This is a genomic window from Anoxybacillus sp. UARK-01 (assembly GCF_002075365.1).
GTDB lineage: Bacteria > Bacillota > Bacilli > Bacillales > Anoxybacillaceae > Anoxybacteroides > Anoxybacteroides rupiense.
The window spans coordinates 1-22,170 of sequence record NZ_NASY01000021.1; the positions used below are offsets into that span (position 1 = coordinate 1).

The 22,170-nt window shown below is 42.4% G+C and carries 14 protein-coding genes and 2 pseudogenes; 7 read left to right on the plus strand and 9 right to left on the minus strand.

Annotated elements, in window-relative coordinates:
- On the plus strand, nt 1–660 hold a 660-nt coding region (locus B6A27_RS02240), incomplete at its 5' end, for an IS3 family transposase (RefSeq protein WP_139788048.1).
- 20 nt (nt 661–680) lie between these two features.
- Here B6A27_RS02240 and B6A27_RS02245 read toward each other — a convergent pair.
- Complete coding sequence (locus tag B6A27_RS02245) at nt 681–1,073, minus strand: hypothetical protein (RefSeq protein ID WP_080859931.1); 393 nt, start codon at nt 1,071–1,073, stop codon at nt 681–683.
- Nucleotides 1,074–1,644: 571 nt separating this feature from the next.
- On the opposite strand from B6A27_RS02245, the pseudogene B6A27_RS19475 reads away from it, so the two are divergent.
- Nucleotides 1,645–2,807, plus strand: a pseudogene (locus B6A27_RS19475) (IS3 family transposase).
- Nucleotides 2,808–3,156: 349 nt separating this feature from the next.
- On the opposite strand, the gene B6A27_RS02270 reads toward B6A27_RS19475, so the two are convergent.
- From B6A27_RS02270 to B6A27_RS02300, 7 genes and pseudogenes are all read right to left on the minus strand, one after another.
- Nucleotides 3,157–3,555, minus strand: a complete 399-nt coding sequence (locus B6A27_RS02270) for a hypothetical protein (RefSeq protein ID WP_066146847.1) — start codon at nt 3,553–3,555, stop codon at nt 3,157–3,159.
- Nucleotides 3,556–3,947: 392 nt separating this feature from the next.
- Nucleotides 3,948–5,232, minus strand: a pseudogene (locus tag B6A27_RS02275) (IS110 family RNA-guided transposase).
- Between the two features lie 115 nt (nt 5,233–5,347).
- Nucleotides 5,348–6,370 (minus strand): RHS repeat-associated core domain-containing protein, encoded by a 1,023-nt coding sequence (locus B6A27_RS02280; RefSeq protein WP_161491021.1) that lies wholly within the window; start codon nt 6,368–6,370, stop codon nt 5,348–5,350.
- 179 nt (nt 6,371–6,549) lie between these two features.
- On the minus strand, nt 6,550–7,056 hold the full coding sequence (locus B6A27_RS02285) for a hypothetical protein (protein ID WP_080859940.1): 507 nt from the start codon (nt 7,054–7,056) through the stop codon (nt 6,550–6,552).
- A 12-nt stretch (nt 7,057–7,068) separates the two neighbouring features.
- On the minus strand, nt 7,069–13,020 hold the full coding sequence (locus B6A27_RS02290; RefSeq protein WP_080859943.1) for a DNRLRE domain-containing protein: 5,952 nt from the start codon (nt 13,018–13,020) through the stop codon (nt 7,069–7,071).
- A 426-nt stretch (nt 13,021–13,446) separates the two neighbouring features.
- Entirely contained in the window at nt 13,447–15,189 is a 1,743-nt protein-coding gene (locus tag B6A27_RS02295) for a methyl-accepting chemotaxis protein (RefSeq protein ID WP_080859945.1), read from the minus strand.
- A 276-nt stretch (nt 15,190–15,465) separates the two neighbouring features.
- A complete protein-coding gene (locus B6A27_RS02300; protein ID WP_080859947.1) occupies nt 15,466–17,364 on the minus strand; it encodes a protoglobin domain-containing protein in 1,899 nt (632 codons plus the stop codon).
- 244 nt (nt 17,365–17,608) lie between these two features.
- Here B6A27_RS02300 and B6A27_RS02305 point away from each other — a divergent pair, with 244 nt between their 5' ends.
- The 5 genes from B6A27_RS02305 to B6A27_RS02325 all read left to right on the plus strand — a co-directional run bounded on the left by B6A27_RS02305 (nt 17,609) and on the right by B6A27_RS02325 (nt 21,274).
- On the plus strand, nt 17,609–17,959 hold the full coding sequence (locus B6A27_RS02305) for a lmo0954 family membrane protein (RefSeq protein WP_044742115.1): 351 nt from the start codon (nt 17,609–17,611) through the stop codon (nt 17,957–17,959).
- 18 nt (nt 17,960–17,977) lie between these two features.
- Entirely contained in the window at nt 17,978–18,613 is a 636-nt protein-coding gene (locus B6A27_RS02310) for a PspA/IM30 family protein (protein ID WP_044742114.1), read from the plus strand.
- Between the two features lie 252 nt (nt 18,614–18,865).
- On the plus strand, nt 18,866–19,600 hold the full coding sequence (gene liaF / locus B6A27_RS02315) for a cell wall-active antibiotics response protein LiaF (protein ID WP_080859948.1): 735 nt from the start codon (nt 18,866–18,868) through the stop codon (nt 19,598–19,600).
- Nucleotides 19,597–20,649 (plus strand): sensor histidine kinase, encoded by a 1,053-nt coding sequence (locus B6A27_RS02320; RefSeq protein ID WP_201722540.1) that lies wholly within the window; start codon nt 19,597–19,599, stop codon nt 20,647–20,649. The genes liaF and B6A27_RS02320 overlap by 4 nt, the downstream gene beginning before the upstream one ends.
- Nucleotides 20,642–21,274 carry a response regulator transcription factor gene (locus tag B6A27_RS02325; RefSeq protein WP_080859949.1) on the plus strand — a complete coding sequence of 211 codons (633 nt, stop codon included), beginning with the start codon at nt 20,642–20,644 and terminating at the stop codon, nt 21,272–21,274. The genes B6A27_RS02320 and B6A27_RS02325 overlap by 8 nt, the downstream gene beginning before the upstream one ends.
- Nucleotides 21,275–21,438: 164 nt before the next feature.
- On the opposite strand, the gene B6A27_RS02330 is transcribed toward B6A27_RS02325, so the two are convergent.
- Entirely contained in the window at nt 21,439–22,077 is a 639-nt protein-coding gene (locus B6A27_RS02330; protein WP_080859951.1) for an SGNH/GDSL hydrolase family protein, read from the minus strand.
- Nucleotides 22,078–22,170: the final 93 nt, after the last annotated feature.

Consider the following 22,170-nt stretch of genomic DNA (forward strand, 5'->3'; position numbering starts at 1 on the left):
GGGATTCGAGTGTCTCAAAAGACGGTCGCTCGCATCATGAGGGAAGAAGGCTTGAGATCCATTACCGTCCGTAAATTCAAAGCCACTACGAACAGTAACCATCCTTACAACGTATATGACAATCTATTGAAACAAAACTTCCAAGCAACGGCTCCGAATGAAGTATGGATGGCAGATATTACGTACATTTCTACCGATGAAGGCTGGTTGTATTTAGCCAGTATCATGGATTTATATACTCGCAAGATGGTAGGATGGTATATCGATACACGAATGACGAAAGAGTTAGTCATCAAAGCGTTACAACGAGCTCTAAACAGCGAAAAACCAACGGAACGAGTGATTCATCATTCGGATCGTGGGAGCCAATATGCTTCGAATGACTATCAGCAACTTTTACAGGAACATCATTTTCAAGTGAGCATGTCGAGACGTGGGAACTGTTACGACAACGCTTGTATGGAGTCGTTTCATAGCCTAATCAAGAAAGAGTGCATTTATCTGAATCGATTCCGCACGCGGAAAGAAGCGAAACAAGCCATTTTTGAGTACATCGAATGCTTCTACAATCGCAAAAGAATTCATTCAGCTCTTGGCTATGTATCGCCATATGAATTTGAGGCTGCTTACTACGCTAATCAGAGAAAAGTAGCTGCCTAAGTTCAGCTATTTCTCTCTGTTTAACGTGTCCGTTTTCTTGACATAACACCAAATAATATCTCCATTTCATCAAAAAAATCAGCAATAAAATAAACATTAGTATACTCTATTTCATTCAACAAATAGAATATATCTAAGTTGAACTCAAAATCTTCAATCACAGCTATTTTCATATTTTTTTTTATAATACATTTGTATTTTTTTAACTCTTTATTTAAAGATGATAACGAAAAATAGGGGATTATTAGTTTTTTTCCCTGAATAACAGAACTGACATCGTCAAAAGAAATCTTATCATCAAAGGTAATTTCCTCTACAATAAATGGAAGTTTATTAACATTTATACCTGTTGAAAATTCTACATAAGGATTCTCATCTAATTGTGTTAATAAAAATGTTTTAATATGTTTCAATAAAAATCTCCCCTTAAAAAATAAATTCTGAAATGAATATATATCTAGGATTATTTTTAGCAAAAGGCTTAATCTTTAGTTCGTCAGGTACAAACGATTTAAATATATAATGAGTCTCGCTTCCTCCTAAATGCATATGCAGTATAGGGATATGTCTAGTGTGCTTACCTTTATACTTACCAGTACCTTTAAAGATATTTAAACCATGGTAGTCAATAGAGAGTATACGCTTCCTGTTTGCCATTATTTTAAGAATATATCCTCCTTTTAAATTAGATTGTACTTCTAAGCCTAACTGGTCTAGAGCTTTTTTATATATTTTTGCCTTGTAAAGCTTCTTATTTTTTCTACAACTATCCTTAGGTTTTTAGGATTTCTAACAGCCTGCTTTATAGCAAACTTTGCAATCTCTTTGACTACCTGTTTATTGCAAAATAAAAGTGCAGAGCTTTGCAAAGAAAAAATGCAGAGAACTGCACTTTATGACTAAATAAAAAAAGACTTGCCAGCCATCCCAAGTCCCTCTACTGTAATTGGTGTCGAATCAATTCATAGTGGAGGTTTAGAAAGGATGCTAGCAATGTCTGAAATTCATTGTATCAAATTCTTAAGAAACAACAAAGGTCTTTCTATTTCTGAAATACAGCGTACACTAAAAATCAATTGGAGAACGGCTAAAAAATATGCAGACGAAGATCAACTACCTGAACAAAAAAGCCCACAGAAAAAAGGTATGATGTATGAAGAAAAATGGGGTGAAATCGTTTCAACTTGGCTATTTGAAGACTCTAAGCTGGAAGAGGAATTAGTGATTTTAAAAAAGGCGTTAGGCATCTTCACCAGAAACCAGAAGTCATTTACGCGTTCATTTTTCAACATCGAAATGAATTTCGCGTGGTGAAGATATGCCAAGTTCTCTGTGTTTCTAAAAGTGAGTATTATGCATGGTTGAAACGCCCAAAAAGCAACCAAAAAGAGAAAAAAGAACAACTGACCCAACAGATTCGGAATGAGTATCTCAAGTCACGCAAGATTTACGGAAGTCCGAAAATGACACAAGAACTACGCAAACAAGGGATTTGTGTGTCTCAAAAGACAGTCGCTCGCATCATGAACGAAGAAGGCTTGAAATCCATTACCGTCCGTAAATGCAAAGCCACTACGAACAGTCACCATCCTTACAACGTATAGGACAATTTATTGAAACAAACCTTCCAAGCAACGGCTCCGAATGAAGGATGGATGGCCGATATCACGTACATTCCTACCGATGAAGGCTGGTTGTATTTAGCGAGTATCATGGATTGATATACTCGTAAGATTGTAGGATGGTATATCGATACACGAATGACCAAAGAGTTCGTCATCAAAGCCTTACAACGAGCGTTAAACAACGAGAAACCAACAGGAAGAGTGATTCACCACTCGGATCGTGGAAGCCAGTATGCGTCGAATGATGATCAACAACTGTTACAAGAGCATCATTTTCAAGTCAGTATGTCGAGACGTAGGAACGGTTACGACAACGCTTGTATGGAGTCGTTTCATAGCTTAATCAAGAAAGAATGCATTGATCCCAATCGATTCCGTACGCGAAAAGAAGCGAAACAAACCATTTTTGAGTACATCGAATGCTTCTACAACCGAAAAAGGAGTCATTCCGCTCTTGAATATGTATCGCCATGTGAATTTGAGGCTGCTTACTACGCTAACCAGAGAAAAGTAGCTGCCTAAGTTCAGCTATTTCTCTCTGGTTAACGTGTCCATTTTCTTGACATAACACCATAAGAGACGGAAAGTTGCGAAAAAATTTAAAAGACAGGGGAAGTGAAGGTAAAGTATTTGAGGATAGGACTAATAGTGCCTGATGATTTTTAGGTTATTTACAAAAGGTGAAACGTATTAAATTAGGAAATAAGTTTTAAAGTTGTTGTACGTCTAAATAATTTGACAAACTTCTATCTACGGATTATAAGGAGTATCGCTATACAACGATTAAAGAGGGAGCTATTCGGCACTCCCTCCCCACATAAAAAGTCCCTTAGGATTTATTAAAAGAGGGCAATAATCTTAATTTTAGATGTTATTTTACAACAATACTTGGAGTGTATGTTGCTAGTATTTCAATTACGTCATTTGGTGTTAAAAACACATAATGCTCTAATTGATTTGGCTCATAAATACCTGAACTTTCTTCAAGAAACCATTTTATATACTCAGAGTTTTTGACTTTGAATAAAGTCCAATTGCTATAAAAATCTGTACCGTATTGTTGGTCTAAATAATTTAGTTTTTTCAATAGTGAGCCTTCATCTGTATTTCTATAGGATAATACCCCCTCTTCAAACTTAACTACAATTTTCTTTTTATCTTTTTCATCGCTGAACTCTAATATTATACCTTCTTTATTATCAACAAAAGTATCATTGTGTAATTTTGAAGGTAATCCATTTATTGGTATCCATCTTTCCCAATGTTCCAATACTCTTCCTCCCTCTAGAAATGTTTATATATCAACGGTTGTAGCCGTTTCAGAGGTGCCAAAAAAATTTTTTTCGACAAAAATCCATACACATATTTTCATTTTTGTTGATATCTAACAGTCTGTGGTGCGCTTCACGGTCACTTCTGGACATTTTTTACTGAAGTGGGTGGATGTGTATGTGATGCACCTTGGATCTCTGCGTTTCTGATGAGGACGAACCCTCCCATGTCTCTGGGCATCCTTGTGCCGACATTCCTTCGTTCGGTCTCTTCACCAGGCAGGGGCCGGCTAAGCTCCTATAGGGACTCAAAGTCGAATGGATGAAATCGTGCCAGCTTCTCCGTGTCATCTGGTTGTGCAGAACCCTCTTTTTGTCAAAGGAGGCGGCTCTAGACTGCCTGGGCTTGGGATGGGGAAAAGATATCTTGCATCATTCGTTCCCCATCAAACGCTTGTTGTTTCACGCAAACCGCGTATAGAACCTTCAATAGCTTACTGCATAACACCACGATCGATTGCTTCTTACGCAACGGGTTAACGGGGCGTGTCGTATAGTAATCGTGCAAGGTCCGGAACGCTTCGTTATGGCGAATCAATGGCATCATCACCTGAAAGAGAAGGGCGCGCAACCGTTTCCGCCCTCGCTTCGAGATTCGCTTCTGTCCCTTGTGTTGTCCAGACGAGTGTTCTTTCAACGTCAAACCTGCTAATTGAATCAATTGCTGCGGATCTTGGTACTGAACAAAGCCTCCGATTTCCGACAACAGTTCCATGATCGTCGCCTTTCCGAGTCCCGGAATCGTTTGGAGCCATTCGTATTCGACGGTCGGTTGCGCAAGGGCGATCCACTCTTCGGTTAGCGCTGCGATCTCCTGTTCCAATTGGCGATATCGGCGGACCAACGTGGTGATTTCGATACGGGCCATCTGTTGTCCTTCCGTTAGGCCAATGGAATGGCGAGAGATCTCTACCAGCTTTTGAAGTTTCGGTTTTTGAGGGCATTGAAGCCCTTCACTTTGCCGATACAGCGCCATGAGCTCTTCGACTGTCTGATCGACGATGTCCATCGGAAACGGAGTTTGTTCTAAGACCGCCAATGCCATTTTTCCGAATGACGGAAACACTTGTACAAACTCAGGGAAATACCGATCAAGCCAGCGAATCATTTGATTGTGGATCGCATTCCGTTCCTTGAGTAGCGACTCTCGAAACGTGCTTCCTGCTCGTAATTCTGCCTCCACATCATGGAGGATGCGTGGATAATGAAACCGCCCATCTTTGACCAGCTTCGCCATGATTCGAGCGTCTTTCGCGTCATGCTTCGTTGGCAAGTTGTCGTCGAGCTCTTTCGACCGTTTGACGTGCATCGGGTTGACCATCACCAATGGGGATCCCTTTTTCCTTGAGGAAATAGGCGAGGTTCAACCAATAATGACCGGTCGGTTCAATACCGACGAGGATCTCCGTCTTGCCAACTTCTCTTTTTGCTTCTTCAATCGACACGTAGAATTGTTCGAATCCGATTCGCGATTGAAACACAGGAAACGGCTTTTTCAGCTCTCTTCCCCGTTCGTCGACCATCGTTGCGTAGTGTTTGTGTTTGGCAATATCCATTCCAATCACTAAAGTTTGTTCCGTCACTTGTTCAATTTTTTGATTTTGTGTACCATTCATCTTGTAGTCCCTCCTTGGTTGATGTTGGTGTTTGGTGTACCCCCGCATCATACCAAGGGGGCTTTTTTCTTTCAAGTCCCCGAAAACCTTTCTAACAGGAATGCTCCTATTACAATTAATAGCGAAACTTAATTTTCTTTTTTCCGTCTTGAATTTCAATGGTTGGACGCCCATCAGTACTTTTCTTTCTTACTATGACTGTTCTTCCATCTGGTAATTTACCAACTTTTAAATCTGGAGTATTCTTGATGATATTTGGTTGCAATGACTCAAAGTCTTTTAATGCTTTACCAAACCCTCCAGATAAGTTATATTGAGAAGTTCTACCCTTAGTCGCTCTTCCACGTGTTGCGCTTTTAATCAAATCATCTACAGTTTTACTACTCCCCTTACGTAAAACCTTCTTTGCTACTTTCCCTACCGCTTTTTTAACTAAGCTCTTTGCTACTGCCCCGCTGACCATAACATATGTGAGAGCACCTGCAACAGTCCGATACAATGTGGTTAATCCACGATTCCCATCCGGATCCACCAGCATCACCGGATTATCATTCGCATACGTATACGCATTTTGAGTGATCGGATCGTCTTTGTCTCCCGGATCTGGATCTCTTGAGATAAACCTCGCCGTCTCCGGATCGTAATACCGCGCTTGCAAGTAGTACAGCTTTGTTTCTCTATCATAATAGTATCCTGCATACCCTAGCGGTTGTCCAGCCACGGCCGCATTTTCCGAAACCGAAAGCACTTTTCCCCATGGATCATAGCTGTAATTCGCGACCGTCGCACCGTTCTCATCAACAATGCGGACGACATCGCCGCGGTAGTTCGTGACGTAGTAGAATGTATCGCCATTCCCACTCGTCACCGTGTTTGGCTTGCCATTCGCCCATGTAAACGCCCATACGGTTTGGCCGTTGTCATTCGTGACGCGGATTAAGTCCGAACCGTCATAGTGATAATGGTACGTCACGCCATTGACCGTTTTCGTTTCTCTCAGTCCATCTGGGCGATACGTGAAGCTGGCGACCGTGTTGCCGTTTACGTCTTTGACTGAAAGCAGGCGTCCTTCTCCGTCCCATGTGTATTGGTAGCGGTCGTCCTTAAGGAGGTTCCCGGCGTCATCATACGTAAACACTTTGATTTTTTCAACACGTGCCTGGCCCCCTAATCTAAGTTATACTTGAGATAGTTAAGTTCTAAGGCTCAACTAGCATCATGAGTTTAAATAAAAGATAACATTAGATAGAAATACTCCCCATATAGTCATTGTAAAAAGAAACCTTGAAAGGCATATAGCCAATCAAGGTTCGATTCTTATTCACTATGAACTTCAAAACAAAAATATCCAAAAGCTAAATCTTCGTCTTTTAATTGCATTTTTCTTTTAGCAATATCAAATAACCTCGGTAAAAGCGTATCTAAATAATCACGATATTTTTCTAATGATAACTTAAAACTCTCTACATCATTGTGTTGGCATAATGGATAAAGGATTTTTCCCATCTCAAATTGCTCAGCAGTCACAATTTGATCGTCTGTATCCAGACAGTCTAAAATATGTTCTTCTTGTTCTTTTTCATCAAACTGTTCCCTGCATTCTAAATAAAACATATATTCATCAAATTCGATTTGCATATCAACCTTTCCATTTCTATAGAACGGATTAATTCTTAAATATTCTGTCGTTGTATTGGATTCAATAATTTTTTCTAACATAATTTTCAAATGTGTAATTGTTGGATAAAGTCTATATTTTCCACTGTGATATGTGGTATATTCATAGACTATCTCGTTAATTTTGCCATCTTTTTTTACAGTCACTGTATCACCCACCTATTTCGAAAATTTAGGATCAAATACCCAGTATGGGTCATTCAAATCGGAAACTTGTATTACCTTTCCTGTACCATCATCTACTGCTACATAATGTCTCTTATCTTTATAGTAAACAGTTACTGAGTTTCCTGTATATTTGTTTACCGCTTTAGTTATTTTGTACGGATTGTTTATTGTTTTGGCTATACTTTCTTTAGTCCATCCACGTTTAGCAACTTGATTTTTATATTTTGACTTTTTAAATTTATCGCTAAAAACAATATCTTTTGCACTTATTTTACCCGTACCCTTACGTAAAACCTTCTTTGCTACTTTCCCTACCGCTTTTTTAACTAAACTCTTTGCTACTGCCCCGCTGACCATAACATATGTGAGAGCACCTGCAACAGTCCGATACAATGTGGTTAATCCACGATTCCCATCCGGATCCACCAGCATCACCGGATTGTCATTCGCATACGTATACGCATTTTGAGTGATCGGATCGTCTTTGTCTCCCGGATCTGGATCTCTTGAGATAAACCTCGCCGTCTCCGGATCATAATACCGCACTTGCAAGTAGTACAGCTTCGTTTCCCTATCATAATAATATCCTGCATATCCTAGCGGTTGTCCAGCCACGGCCGCATTTTCCGAAACTGAAAGCACTTTGCCCCATGGATCATAGCTATAATTCGCGACCGTCGTTCCATTTCCATCGACAATGCCGACGACATCGCCGCGGTAGTTCGTCACATAGTAGAACGTGTTACCGTTTTGGTTTGTGACCGTGTTTGGCTTTCCATTCGCCCATGTGAACGCCCATACGGTTTGGCCGCTGTCATCTGTGACGCGGATTAAGTCCGAGCCGTCATAGTGATAATGGTACGTCACGCCATTCACCGTTTTCGTTTCTCTCAGTCCATCTGGACGATACGTGAAGCTGGCGACCTCGTTGCCGTTTACGTCTTTGACTGAAAGCAGGCGTCCTTCTCCGTCCCATGTGTATTGGTAGCGGTCGTCCTCGAGAAGATTGCCGGCGTCATCATATGTGAACCCTTCGATTTCGTTGGCCGCATTAAACGTCAACGTCTTGCCGTGCGGATTTTTCAAGTTCCCGGACGCGTCATAGTCGTATTGAACCGTATTGCCTTGATACGTCCATGACTTCAAACGGTTGGCGAAATCGTACGTGTACGTATGTGTATGGGTGCCGTCGAAGTAGCTGACAATGTTGTCATCGGCGTCGTATTCGTACACCAGTTTAAGCAAGTCATTGCCGATGATCTGCTGGGTTTGTAAATTTCCCGAATCATCATACGATTGATGCACGGTCGTATTCGCCCATTTGATTCGAGCAGGCTGTCCGCTTTCATTATAGTAGAATTCCGTTTTTTGACCTGTTGACGCGGTCAAAGATGTCAGCCGCCGTAAAATATCATATCCAAACGAAGTCGTGTATGTCGCTCCCCCAACCGTTTCCTTGTAGGACGTCCGCATCCCATTCGTCAAACTGCCGGCCGTATTGTCATACACATTCTCCACTGTATATCCGCCTGGTTCTTGTGCCGTTTGTAACCGGCTGTTTTCGTCATAACTAAAGGAATAGGTTTTTCCGTCTGCGAGCGTAATCGCTTTGACGTTTCCTGTACGGTCATAGCTGTACGTATACGCCTTTTGCCCATTGATCCATTTTTCCTGCAGCTGGTTTTTTCGGTCATAGATCAAGCCAATTGAAGAAAGTGCCGTCGCACCTTTTCCTTTTTCAATAAGCTTGACATTCCCTGCCTGATCATAATCATAACGGATAAACTTGCCTAACGGATCGGTTTCTACATTTATCTGATTAATCGCATTATATTCAAACGATGTCACATACCCGCGCGGGTCGATTCGTTTTTTCACATTTCCTTGTGCATCATACTCATAGGATGTGGTAATGTTGTTCGGGTCCGTATCAGAACTTGCGACCAATGTAACGCTTTTGAGACGATCTAAATAATCGTATTGGTAGTTGGTCTTTTTTCCGCTTGGAAGAATCGATGCCGTTTGATTTCCGTTGGCATCATAATTGTATGATGTTGTACGGCCTAATTCATCTGTTTCCGTTTGGACCAAGCTGCCGTCGCTCGTATAGGTTTGGGACGCCGTTGCAGCACGTTCTTCCACCTTCATATTATCAAAATAAACCGTGCCTGTCTGATTTTCATACATAGCATAAACTTTCATTTGCGTAAAATCGACATCCGCGCGCACGGTCTTCTTTACAAATTGCCATTGGTTGCTGAGACGTTCGGATGAATCAAATGGAATATCCACAGCAGTGGAAGTGCCATCAAGCTTTACAAAACGAAGCCGCAATCCAAAAAACCCACCGGAAGCATTGGCCCCAGTTGTGTAGGCCCAACCAGAAATGGTGATCGGCGTTCCTTTTGTTCCTGAAACCTCTACATATTGCCCCACATATCGAGACGTATTCGCTGCACCATTGATTTTCAGAGAATAGCTGCCGCGCCGAACCCTTTCTGTCGTTCTTCCATCATTCGCTCCAAGGCTGTTTAGCTCCCATGTATCGGCTACAGTGCCTGTTCCCCATTCAAAGCCGGCGTTTTCATTGCTGTAATAATCATCAAGAATCGCGCCATATAAAAACTGTACGGCATCAAAATAGACGGTGCCAGCCCCTTTAAACAGCAAATCGACACGAACATACGCTGTATTTGCGGGGAGCTGAACGTAATCAGACAGACGCGTCCAATCATTCGTTCCCGTTAATGCTGAAGAAAGAAACACAATGGATTGTCCTGAGCTATCCTTGATATTTTGCTGGCTGGCATCGAGCGGATAAATTCGGAATTGGGCGCCGGTTCCAGTTACACTTTGCGTTTTGACATATCCTGCGATCGTGTAATTTTTATCGCCTTCATCTGCTTGAACGGGGATGATCTGCGAATAGTAGCCGCCGCTTTCGCTGCCAGTCAGCGTGATTTTAGCCGAATACTTGCCAGCGGCATGATCGCTGCTCCGAGCGTACTGCCCAGCCGTATACCTTCTCCAATTTAATGGGTAACCGCTGGTGTCAACGTACTCAAAACTCGAGTTTGGCAAACGATTATGGGTGACTCGTGTCGGCGATGCCGTACTAAGCACATTTCCGAACCGATCATACGTATTGTAGTCAGTCAATACATAGTTATTAGTAGAAAAAATTAAATTGCTTTGCTCATCATACACATATTGACCATAAGAGCCGTTGCTAAATTGCTCCTTGATCAGATTTGCTTTGTCATCATAATCATTTGTTACTTGCAAATTGTTTGGCGATGAAGCTTCTTTAAGATTTCCTTTCTCATCATATTGAGCCTGATGCGTTACGGAAGGATCTGGATCACCTGTATTTTTATTAGGCTCCATCACTTTTACTATTCGGTTCTTTTCCCATTCATAGATGGTCGTTGCCGGAGCAGTTCCTTGATAGTCTTCGGTAATTTGTGTCACATTGACGGTCGCTTTATCTTGATCAGAATTATTTTTATAATACGTTTTATTGCCTCGCGCATCGGTAAAAATAGTTTCCGTGGCACTCGGGTACGATAGTTCTGAGTAAATAGTAGTAGAGCGAGGGTCAATAAGCTTCGTTACCCGATTGGATGAGTCGTATTGAATTTCGCCTCGGTTTCCGTTCGCGTCTGTAATGCCAATAAGCTGATGATTGGCATTGTAATCAAAAGCAATGGTTTTCTTTTCTGTTCGATTATAGCCGTAAATAATATTGGTTAAGCGATTGGTGCCGTTAACTGTTTCATAGGTAAGCACCATCTGCGTACCACGAAAATCAACCACTTTTTCCAGCAATCCGTTAGCGTTATAGCTCAATGAAACTTCTCGTGTTGGCGGTTCGTTTTTATACTGTTCTTTTATTTTTATGACACGATTGGAACTTCCATCAAATTCATAAATAATCGCATTTCCTTTTTCATCCACAATTTTCGTGTTTCTTCCTGACTGATCAAAGTACAAGGTCGTTTCATCTGGACGCTTGATGTAGTATCCATTGGCATCGCTTGTTAACTCTAAATACGTCCCTTCTGGTGCTGAATACGTATCAGACGTATCATGTTGCTGCTTCGCAAAGTGATAGCGAGTTCCTTTATCATCCCGATATTCAATAATAGATTTATCTGGATTAATATAAAGGCTTTGTTGGGCGCTAAACATCCAACCTTTTCCATAAGATCCGGAATAGTTAGAACGGCTGTTATACACTAAATTTAAATGAAATGCATCCGTCTTTCCCGGTAATGATAGAAGGTTAATCTCATATACCATATTTCCGTTGATCACATTCACAACGGCGGTTCCTTCTCCTTGGAATAAATCAGGTGTGTACGTCCAATAATCGGTGATCCCAAGCAGTTCTTTAGGACGAAAGCTGACCACAAGCTTCGGTTTACCAAATGGCGAACCATCCGGATTTACCCACTCTGTTGCACGGAAATATTTGGTTTTAGCAGTTCCTTCTTGACTATCCGCATACTTGACGAGTATCCCGTTATTGGATTGCGTGCCATCATACCAACTCTTCACTAAGTTCGATACATTAAAGTACACATATCCTGTACTTGTCGAATTTTGGGAGTCTTCAGCTGTCGCTGAGAAGCTTGGTTGGGAAGCCCAGGTGACCGTCGTCGTATTATAAGAGCTTGTCACTCGATGAAGATAAATCGGAACATTTGCATTTGAAGTGTATTGATAAAGACCAACGGAAGCTCCTGCGACCTCTCCATTTGGGATAACAGGAAGGGTCCATTTTAATAAAGAACGCGTCTTCCCTATTGTTTGGTCATATCCGACCAATAATTTATCAGTGTTATGATAGCCAGTGGAAGATCCGCTCGCAATGTACGTATCCTGCGCTTGGAACACGTCGATCCAAGGGTCAATGACGACGGGATATACGCGCTTCGGATCTTTTAAATACGCTTCATCTGCTGTGACAGTGAGAATAAATCCATCGTCGACAGGTGTCACCTCTTGGGTGACTTGTTCTGACACGTTTCCTTCTTTTGATGAATCGTACATGTATGGGCGCTGGATATAAAATAAAAATTCTCCTGTTTTGGCGTCTGTGAATTCGATGATACCAGACGCTTGCTTCTCAGCCTTTAGCCCTTGAGCTTTAATATGAAATGTAAAACGGTTATTGCCTTGATAGGAATCGAGAATAATATTTTCCTTAACCTTTGTTCCGTCTAAAGTATAATCAAAAGTCACTCCAGGATAGATCTGCTTATATTGGATGCGATCCTTTTGGAGTGTTCCCGCTACATCCTTGATTCCCCTGAATACTTTTGTTGCTGAAGCGTCATCATCCGATAGCTCTACCGCCACTTGATGGCCAGCGATTTCATACGTAAACAATCTTGCTCGGCGATTTTGTTTCGGTTTTTTAGAAAATTTCACCTTAAATTGATTCGCTTTGTTTTCGAATTCCTGCTGTGAGTTTTCAACCAGTGTGTTATCAATATCTACCCATTGGCCGTTTTTCTTAAAGTGAATCGGCTCTGCAAATACTTCTGCGGTATACGTTCCATCCGAGTTTTCATAGACCTTCGCTGTTTCCGTCCGGAGAGCTGGGATTTCCTTTTCTTTCGGATAAGGATCATTGGCAGAGACGATATTTTGGTTATCATTCGAAAAGCTTGGAGACCCTGCTTCTGACGTTTCATTAGCAGCATCAGAAGCAGGGATGGAATCCCCCTGTTCGACGTTTGCGGAAGGAGACGACGAAGACCCTTCATTATTGGAAATTGGCGCTTCACCATTCTCTGGAGCTTCTGTCGGAGAAGCGTTCACTGCTGGAGGCGCATTCTCCTCCGCTTGAACAAAAGGAGCAAGCGTTGAAAACATCATTGTAAAAGCAAGCAAATAAGAAATAAATGAATACCACTTAGACTTCCTTTTCCTCATCTGTTGTCACCTCATTCGTTGCTAAACTGAAAAAAATAAAGAAAAAAATCAATGATCAAACAATCAGCTGAATCCCTCCTTTTTCATCTAAATTTGGGACAATATCATTTTAATCACTTGTACAGAAAAGGAGAATAGGGGAAATTAAATCTATTTTCGTTTATTTTAAGAAAATAGCCCTATATATGGATCTACATACTAAAGATCTCCACTACATTTTCTTAAAATATCGTATCAACTCAAAGACAATAAAAAACAAAACCCTGTTCTATCCCCATACAACGTACCGCGATTGGCTAGAGGCAGCTGTTCAACAAAACTAATAAAAGCCCCCAACCCAAGCTTTAGGCTTGAGTCGGGGGCTAATGGCCATTTTGTTGGGCGCAAGTGCGTGATTCCAAGGAAAGGGCGAGGGTTTCGCTAAATTTATCCTCGGAATTGGCGGATCTGTTCATGCAGCTCATCCGATACCCCATGAATGCGGCGCGCCATCTCGCTAAGTTGCTTAGCAAGCTGCCCTTGATGCTCGACCGATTGGACCATGGTGCTGATCGAGCCGCTGACTTCCCTTGCGGCTGACAACGTGTGCTCTACGGCGGCGGCAATTTCTTCTGTTCCTGCCGACATCTGCTGAGCAATGGCGGATAATTCTTGAACTTCATCCGTGTTTTTCTGCACGTTTGTTACGATGTTGGCAAAAATCGAACGAATTTCCGCCACTTGGCCGCGGCCTGCGTTTGCTTCCTGTTCCCCTTGCTCCATCTGCTGAACGGCTTGTTCGGTGGTTATGCGGAAGCGGTCCATCATCTTTCCGATTGTATCAACGGAGCTTTTTGAATGCTCAGCCAGCTTTCGAACTTCATTGGCCACCACCGCAAATCCGCGGCCGCTTTCTCCAGCACGGGCCGCCTCAATGCTCGCATTCAACGCTAAAAGATTCGTTTGCTCGGAAATACCGCGAATCACATCAAGAATATGGCTGATTTCATCTGTTCCTTCCGATAATTGTTGAATGCAGTTCGCGGTTTCCTTGATTTTGGCATACATGCTTTCCATTTGCTGCATCGCTTGATCAACATGACGATCCCCTGTTTGAACATCGCGATTCATTTCTTCAGCCGATTCAGCAAGCAAAGAGGAAGAGTGAGCGACGCGCTGGATGCCAGTCGCCATTTCTTGAATCGCCGCATTGGATTCCCTCATGCTTTCAAGCTGCTGCTGCGAATAAGAATGAACAATGCCGGCTGTTTTGACCATTTTTTCATTTTGCTCTTCCGTAAAAGCAGCATGCGATTGCAGTTCGCTGGACGCTTGCACCATCCAATCATTGCTATGCTTGATTTTGTCAATCAGAAGAGACATTTGGTCCACCATCGTTTTAAATGAGCGAATTAAAGCAAACAATTCATCGTTTCCTTTGTCCCTAAGCTGGAGGATCTTCTGGTGCGCTTCTCCCAGTTTTCCTGCTGCCATCTGCTCCGATGCAGCTGTTAATAGAGTGAGCGGCCGGAAGCGGCGGCGCAAATATAGGAAGATTCCTGCGCTAATCAGAATCGCCACCACAGCAGACCCGAGAAGAAACGGCCCGCGGATTTGTTCCTTCACCGCAGACATGGTTTGCTCCACATAGTTTGCAGGCAAATCAACACCAAGCACTCCAATCATCTTGCCGTTATGCATAATCGGCGCAAATGCTGATAAATAATCCCCATACTGTTGATCATGGACGATATCCGTATAATCTGTTTTTCCATTTAGCGCTCCATCAATGTCTTTTAACGTTGTGGAAGAAGTAGAATCGCCTATGGCCGATGCCACCTCAGAGCCTGGCGGTTGACCGTCAATCATGATGGAGAGTTTTTGTCCATCGACGCGCAACGTATATACGTACAATGCGCCGATTTTTTCCCGAATATCATTCAATTGCTCTCTTAACTGCCAATATGTATCATTCTCGGCTGGCTGCTGCAAAAATGACGCATATTTCTCTGTATCCAGCATGCCGGTAATATTTTTTGCTTGTTCAGCAGCATAGCTCCCTACTGTGCGTTTCGACGCCTGCTGGACAATATACGAAAATACGAAAGCATTCACTAATGTAAGTGCGACAAACGTGCCAGCCATCCATAATGAAAGTCGAGTCGCCAAGCTTCGTTTGATTTGCGGCATTGTGTCATCCCCTTTAAGCTAATCTATGATGAAAATCACCTTTATCATAACAAATGTCGAATATTGTTGAATAGTAGAGGAAGGCACAATAAATTTTTTCCATATGAAAGACGGAAAATATCGTATTGGTAAAGGACTTTGATGAAAAAACACGTCCACAAATGCGCCTTCCGCCGATCGTCCAACAGCTTCACCCTATGATGAAAATAAGGCAAACACCTGCGGCATAGCTTTGCTCAAAAAGCAATAAAGCGAACAACATGCATGCTGTTCGCTTTATTGCAAGCGTTCTCTCGCGATTAAAAATTCATTCCACATCGCCAAAAATAAATCGATCAGCTTCGGATCAAACTGCTTTCCGCGGCCATCTAATAAAATTTCCTTCACTTTTTCAGGCGGAAACGCATCCTTATAAATTCGTTTCGATAACAAAGCATCAAACACATCCACAATGGCCACAATTCTCCCTTCCAGCGGAATGTCTTCTTCCTTTAAACCGTTTGGGTATCCTTCGCCATTCCACCATTCATGATGCGTGCGGGCGATGTTGGCCGCCATTTGAATCACCGGCAAGTCCAAATTGGCCAAAATCTGATGTCCAATTAAAACATGCGTTTTCATTGATTCCCATTCTTCCTTCGTCAACTTGCCGGGTTTATTTAAAATATAGTCGGGGATGCCCACCTTGCCAATATCATGAAATTTCGCAGCAATTTCGATCTGGGAAACAAATTGTTCATCACAGCCAGCTAAACGAGCGAGCATGCCTGACAGCCTGCCAATCCGATGAACATGGTTCTTCGTATCGTCATCGCGATACTCCGCCAATTGCAGCAGCCGCTCCAGCGTGTCAAACATGACTTTCGATTCTTTTGTCACATCCTGAATCACCAAAAGCGCACGCGAAAGCTCAAAAATTTTGGTTTGCGGCAAAGAGCGGATTTTATAATAACTAGTCCCTTGATCGTTGCGAAGTGTCACAAGCAGCGGCTCATCTGTCTGCTCCAGAATAGGGCAGCCTGAGCAAGGAACGGTTCGATTGTGCAGCAGCTCGTAGCATCTTCGGCCAATCGGATTTTCTTCATGAATTCCAAGCGTGCGCAAGAGGCGCCGCATTTTATCATCAATCCATGTCAGCCTTCCAAAATCAATCGTGCTAATCTCATAAGCATAAATATCAAGAAAATCAAAATCGCGCAAAAATAAATAGGGACGAATAATTTCACTCATAATCGCCAATGTAAACTTGGAAAATCGTTCAAAGGAATGAATATATTGGACAATATGCCGATCATGCAAATACTCCTTTGTCAGAAATACTTTTTTTAGCGCTTCGCATACCGATTCAGCCGCAATATGGAACAAGCTTTCCGGATATCCCCGTTCAATGATCAGGCGGCTCCAATCCCGAATAATTAGAAAATACGATTCAAGGTCTTCATACACCTTTTCTTGAAAAAATTGCAGCAAAAAATTGCGAATATACACTAAATACTTGTCTTTCGCGATAAAGCTGTAATAAGGCTCGCTCCCTAAGCGATAGGTAAAAGCATGATCAAACTGGTCGATAATGCTGTCAATGCAAAAAGAAATATAGCCGCTAAACTGCTCCAAATGCTTCAAGTCTGTTTTGGTAAACCCGTTCATTTGCCGTAGCCGCTCCAGCTCCCAGCGCAGCGGATGAGCAGCTTTGTCCACTTCCGAAGCCTTGTATGCTTCAAGCGTCAGCTGCATATCGAATGAAAAAATCGCCTGGATCGTCAGCAAAATGGTCGTCGCTTGTTCTGGAAGCACCTGTGAAATATATTTGTATAAAATATCAGCATAGCGAGTATATGTAGCTAAATACCAAGATAAACTAAGCCCGATTCGCGAATGGACTTGTCCGATCGTGTAGCGTTTCTGAATATAGCCATCATCAATGGTCGCCTCAAAGCATTCGCGCAAATATCGCCTTTGTGTTTCTTTTAATCTCTCAAACGTCGAATGCTGCTGAATCAGCTCGCGCAAAACTTCCACCTTTTTGATATCATCGTACAGCTCATTCACCACCGGTTCGACGAGATCAAACAGGATATTTCGATATTCATATACATATTGCAGCTTTTCCTCCGTCACTCCTGTATAGTATAACTGCTTCATTCTCTCTTTATCTGTCGTTCGTATTCTTTGCATGTTATAAAATCCCCCCGGATTCCAAAAAATCCCCCTATAGATGATTATAATACACTTTTCCTTTAAAAGGTTTTTAATTTATTCTGAATTTTTTCTGCATGCTCATAAATTTGCTTTCTTTCATTCAACAACAGCGACCGTATATCAAAATACATCTCAGGTCTTAGCCAAAAATATAACTCTAGAGCATGATGGAAAAAGAAAAAGAAAGCTAAGATAAAGACAAGAAAGGAGGAGATGAACCATGTTGAGAAAAATCGGGCTGCTGCTAGCTGGAGGAATTGCGGCCATTGTCCTGTTCGCCAACGTAGGACCGCTCGTCGGCTTCGCGCTCAGTCTTGTCATTCTTTATTACACGTTCAAACAATTTTTAAAAGCAAAATCGGCAGGTTCAAAGATTGGCTGGGCGCTGCTTGGCCTGATCGCCTTATCCATCAGTGTGGCGAATGCCCCAGCCATCGCTGCCATTGTCGCAGCATATGTTCTGTATGTTGTTTATAAAAACTGGAACAAGTCTTCGCATACACCGAAAGAAACAGAAGATCCATTTGCGAATTTTGAAAAACAATGGAATGAACTGCAAAAAAATTATTAATCAAGGGAGTGAAGAAATATGAGTTTATTTTCTCGCATAAAAAATGTGATTGCTGCTGATCTCCATGAGCTGCTTGATGAAAAAGAAAAGAAAAATCCGATTGCGATGTTAAATCAATATTTGCGCCAATGCGAACAAGAAACAGAAAAGGTTCGTCAGTTCATTGAACGTCAGTACTTATTAAAAGAAGAATTTTTGCGTGAGTACCATCATGCCAAGCAGTTGGCGGATAAGCGCCAAAAGCAAGCGGAAATCGCTTCTAAAGCCGGGGAAACAGAATTATTTGAATTTGCCGCTCAAGAGCATACACAATATGAAGAGCGAGCTGCGCAGTTAAAGCATTCCTATGAAAACGTGCAGCAACATTTAATGGAGCTTGAAAAAAAATATGAAGAAATGAAGCATAAACTAAAGGATATGCATATTAGACGGATGGAATTAATGGGCCGGGAAAACCTCGCGCATGCCCACTATCGCATCAATCAAGTTCTAGATGCAAATCGCTATTCGAGCAAGTCCGTCCCCGTGTTTTCGGACATTGAATCATACTTAGAGCGCTTGGAGCAGCAAGTCCATTCATCCTATTACCGAAATACGATTGATGCGCGAATCGCACAATTGGAAAAACAGCTTGAAACGGAAAACAACCACTAATGGAATGGCAGCGGGACTCCTTGCAAAAAATAAAGGACAGTCCGGAAAAAAAGTGGTATGCTAAAGGGCGTAGGCAGCTGCGCCTTTTCGCTTTTTTCCATTGTTCCATTTACATCTTTACATGGAAGCGAAGGAGCATGCGGCCGCTTTTCTGCCTAGTACCGGCATAGACGAGCAATCTCTTTCCAGAAACAAAACCGTCTATTTGCGTATCCATTCTTTACTATTTCTTGAGATAAAGGTGGGGAGCCTATGCTTAACCATCGTAAAAAAACCGATTATATAAGCTGGACCATCTTAATTGGTGTGCTCCTTTTAGCCATTGAAATTTCTTTTTTTCATCAAGGGCTTATTTTTTCTCTTCTTGTATCAGGAGCATTTGTATATATAGGAAGAAAAAAGTGGCACAGCATGATTGGAAAAATTTTATTTTGGCTTGGTATCATCCAACTTGTTTTTAATGTGTTTACAATGATGACTGCTCGATTTTTTCTATTGGCCATTTTACTCTATGTTCTAATTCAGTTTTTCCAATCGAAACGCCAGCCGGCTTTGCTGCAGCCTAAAATACAGCCGGCCGATCGAACAGTCCAAACGGAAATTCTTGAGCGAAAGCCTTTATTGCAAAATTTGTTATTTGGCCGTCAAAAGACACCTGAGCAAGCATATGAATGGAACGATGTGAATATCCAAGTAGGACTAGGAGATACCGTGATTGATTTAAGCTATGCGGTGCTTCCAAAAGGCGAAGCAGTGATTTCCATACGCCATTGGATCGGAAATGTCCAAATTTTTGTGCCTTATGAACTCGAAATCAGCATCGTCCACTCCGCGGTTGTTGGTTCCACTCTCATTTTAGATAAGGAAAAGGAGCAAATGTTTAACCAAACATTGGTCTGGCAAACAACAGCTTATGAGACAGCAGAGCAAAAGCTTAAAATCATCACCTCGATGATGGTCGGAAATTTAGAGGTGAAGCGGATATGAACATGATGCTGCGGCAGTTTGCACTTTTTATTTTAGTGGCGCTTGTTGTTTTGTTTCTTCTGCTTTTCTCTTGTTTCACGTTGTTTCCATTAGGAGACTGGTCCATATTATGGAAAACCAAAATCATGAATTTGCCATTTATCGTTTTTGCACCTACTGTTGTCATTTTGATCGGAGCTGCCTTCGGAATTGTTTCTAACCTATGGTGGCGACAGCAGCTGCAAACGATCGCCAACGCCCTTCAACAAATCGAACAAGGCTCATTGATGCAATTGGAAGTCAAGCAGCCAACGGAAGATTTTCAGGAAATTTGGGAACGCCTCAAAAAAATTCATCATCAATGGATCGAACAAACCAAACGCTCACAAAAAATGGCGACAGCAAAAGCTGAACAGCAAGAGCGGCTTATTCAAGATATTATTTCCCAAGAAAGAAATCGGCTTGCGCGCGAGCTGCACGATTCCGTCAGCCAGCAGCTCTTTGCCGCTTCGATGATGATGTCGGCGATTATGGAAGAAAAAGAGCGGTCCGATAACCATGAAACCAAGCAGCTGAAACTGATCGAGCAAATGATTCACCAATCGCAATTGGAAATGAGAGCGCTGCTGCTTCATTTGCGTCCTGTCCAACTTAAGGGCAAATCACTGCAAGAAGGAATGGAGGAGCTTTTGCTGGAATTATCGCAAAAAACGCCGATGCAGATCAAATGGAAAATAGAAGATGCACCTTTAGATAAAGGAGTAGAAGACCATTTATTTCGTATTTTGCAGGAATCTGTTTCCAATACGCTTCGCCACGCGAAAGCTTCGACTCTGGAGGTGCTGTTAATTCAGCGGGATCATTTTGCTATTTTGCGTGTGGTTGATGACGGAATTGGATTTGATGTCCATGCGAATCATTCTAAAAGCGGTTCATACGGCTTGCAAAACATGTATGAACGAGCGGCTGAAATCGGCGGAACGCTCAAAATGATCAGCTTAAAAAATAAAGGGACAAGACTTGAAGTAAAAGTACCGATAGTGGCACAGGAGGATCAACGCCATGATTAGAGTGTTATTGATTGACGACCATGAAATGGTGCGAATCGGAGTTTCTGCTTATTTATCATCTCAACCTGACATGACGGTAGTCGGCGAAGCAGAAAACGGAAAAAAAGGAGTGGAACTAGCGCTTCAGCTTCGCCCGGATGTCGTTTTAATGGACTTGGTGATGCAGCCAATGGATGGGATTGAAGCGACAAAAGAAATCATGTCCTCATGGCCGGAGGCAAAAATTATTATCGTCACTAGCTTTCTAGATGACGATAAGGTCTATCCGGCGCTAGAAGCGGGAGCGGCAAGCTATATGCTGAAAACCTCGAAAGCGAGCGAAATTGCCAATGCCATCCGCTCTACTTTCCACGGCCAGTCGGTATTGGAGCCGGAGGTAGCCGGAAAAATGATGAAGAAAATGCGGCAAAAAGAAACGCTGCTGCCTCACGAAGAGCTGACGAACCGCGAAATGGAGATCCTTTTATTGATCGCCCAAGGCAAGTCTAACCAAGAAATCGCCGAAGAGCTATTTATTTCATTGAAAACCGTCAAAGTCCACGTCAGCAGCATTCTCGCCAAACTGGGAGTACAAGATCGGACACAAGCGGTTATCTATGCTTTTAAACATTCACTCGTCAAATAAACGACATGGCACTTTACAGCCTTTAAACCAACTGAACAATCCGGCCTATCCGGCGCACTTTTTGCCACGATACGGGAAAATAGAATAAAAATGCTTACATTCGCTTGTTTTGCTGGGGATGTTAAAGCAAATGCCAATGTGGAGCGCGAAACACATTTCGTGCGCTATTTCTGTCGCCGATCGCGATCAAACGCCGTAAGCCATGTTCGCGCCATCAACATATTGCCAAGCGAATTCATATGAACTCCATCTGTCGTCAGCCGATAGCGAGATGATGGACGTGCTCGCAAATAAGCAAGAAATGCTTGATGAGTAGGCACAAGCGTTCCATGAAACGTATGCGCTACTTTACGCACAATGTTCACATAAGGCTTCAGCTTTCGATTGCCTTCTGAATGAATCGCCTCGCCAATAATCGTCGGTTCCATCAAGATCAGATGCGCATAGGTTTTGGCTTTCGTTTGCCAAGCTAACTCCATATAGATTTCCTCAAATTGCTTAGGATACACCTGTTCCTTCTCGAGATGATCGAGCTGGCGCCACACATCGTTGATACCGATGGAAATCGAAACAAAAGATGGTTGCAATGCAATGACATCTCTCTCCCAACGCGCCAATAGATCAGGAATGCGGTTGCCGCTCACTCCCCGATTGACAACGGCTAGCGGCTGCTGCGGGTCATCTGTCAGCAAATAATCGCGAATCAGTCGGACATACCCGTAACCCATTTGCTCGGGATCTTTCCTTCTGCCCGCTTCTGTTATACTGTCGCCGATAAAAACAATGCTTCCTTTCTCGTTCATTGTTCTCGCCCCTCCTTGGCTCCTCCAAGCATCATGACATATCTTCTCAATGGATCGATATCGATTGTATGAACCTCCCCCCGTTTAGAGGGG

Coding starts and splice junctions, on each gene's coding strand:
- B6A27_RS02290 (WP_080859943.1), bottom strand. CDS start 13,020: ATGAGGAAAAGGAAGTCTAAGTGGTATTCATTTATTTCTTATTTGCTT.
- B6A27_RS02295 (WP_080859945.1), bottom strand. CDS start 15,189: ATGCCGCAAATCAAACGAAGCTTGGCGACTCGACTTTCATTATGGATG.
- B6A27_RS02300 (WP_080859947.1), bottom strand. CDS start 17,364: ATGCAAAGAATACGAACGACAGATAAAGAGAGAATGAAGCAGTTATAC.
- B6A27_RS02305 (WP_044742115.1), top strand. CDS start 17,609: ATGTTGAGAAAAATCGGGCTGCTGCTAGCTGGAGGAATTGCGGCCATT.
- B6A27_RS02310 (WP_044742114.1), top strand. CDS start 17,978: ATGAGTTTATTTTCTCGCATAAAAAATGTGATTGCTGCTGATCTCCAT.
- liaF (WP_080859948.1), top strand. CDS start 18,866: ATGCTTAACCATCGTAAAAAAACCGATTATATAAGCTGGACCATCTTA.
- B6A27_RS02320 (WP_201722540.1), top strand. CDS start 19,597: ATGAACATGATGCTGCGGCAGTTTGCACTTTTTATTTTAGTGGCGCTT.
- B6A27_RS02325 (WP_080859949.1), top strand. CDS start 20,642: ATGATTAGAGTGTTATTGATTGACGACCATGAAATGGTGCGAATCGGA.
- B6A27_RS02330 (WP_080859951.1), bottom strand. CDS start 22,077: ATGAACGAGAAAGGAAGCATTGTTTTTATCGGCGACAGTATAACAGAA.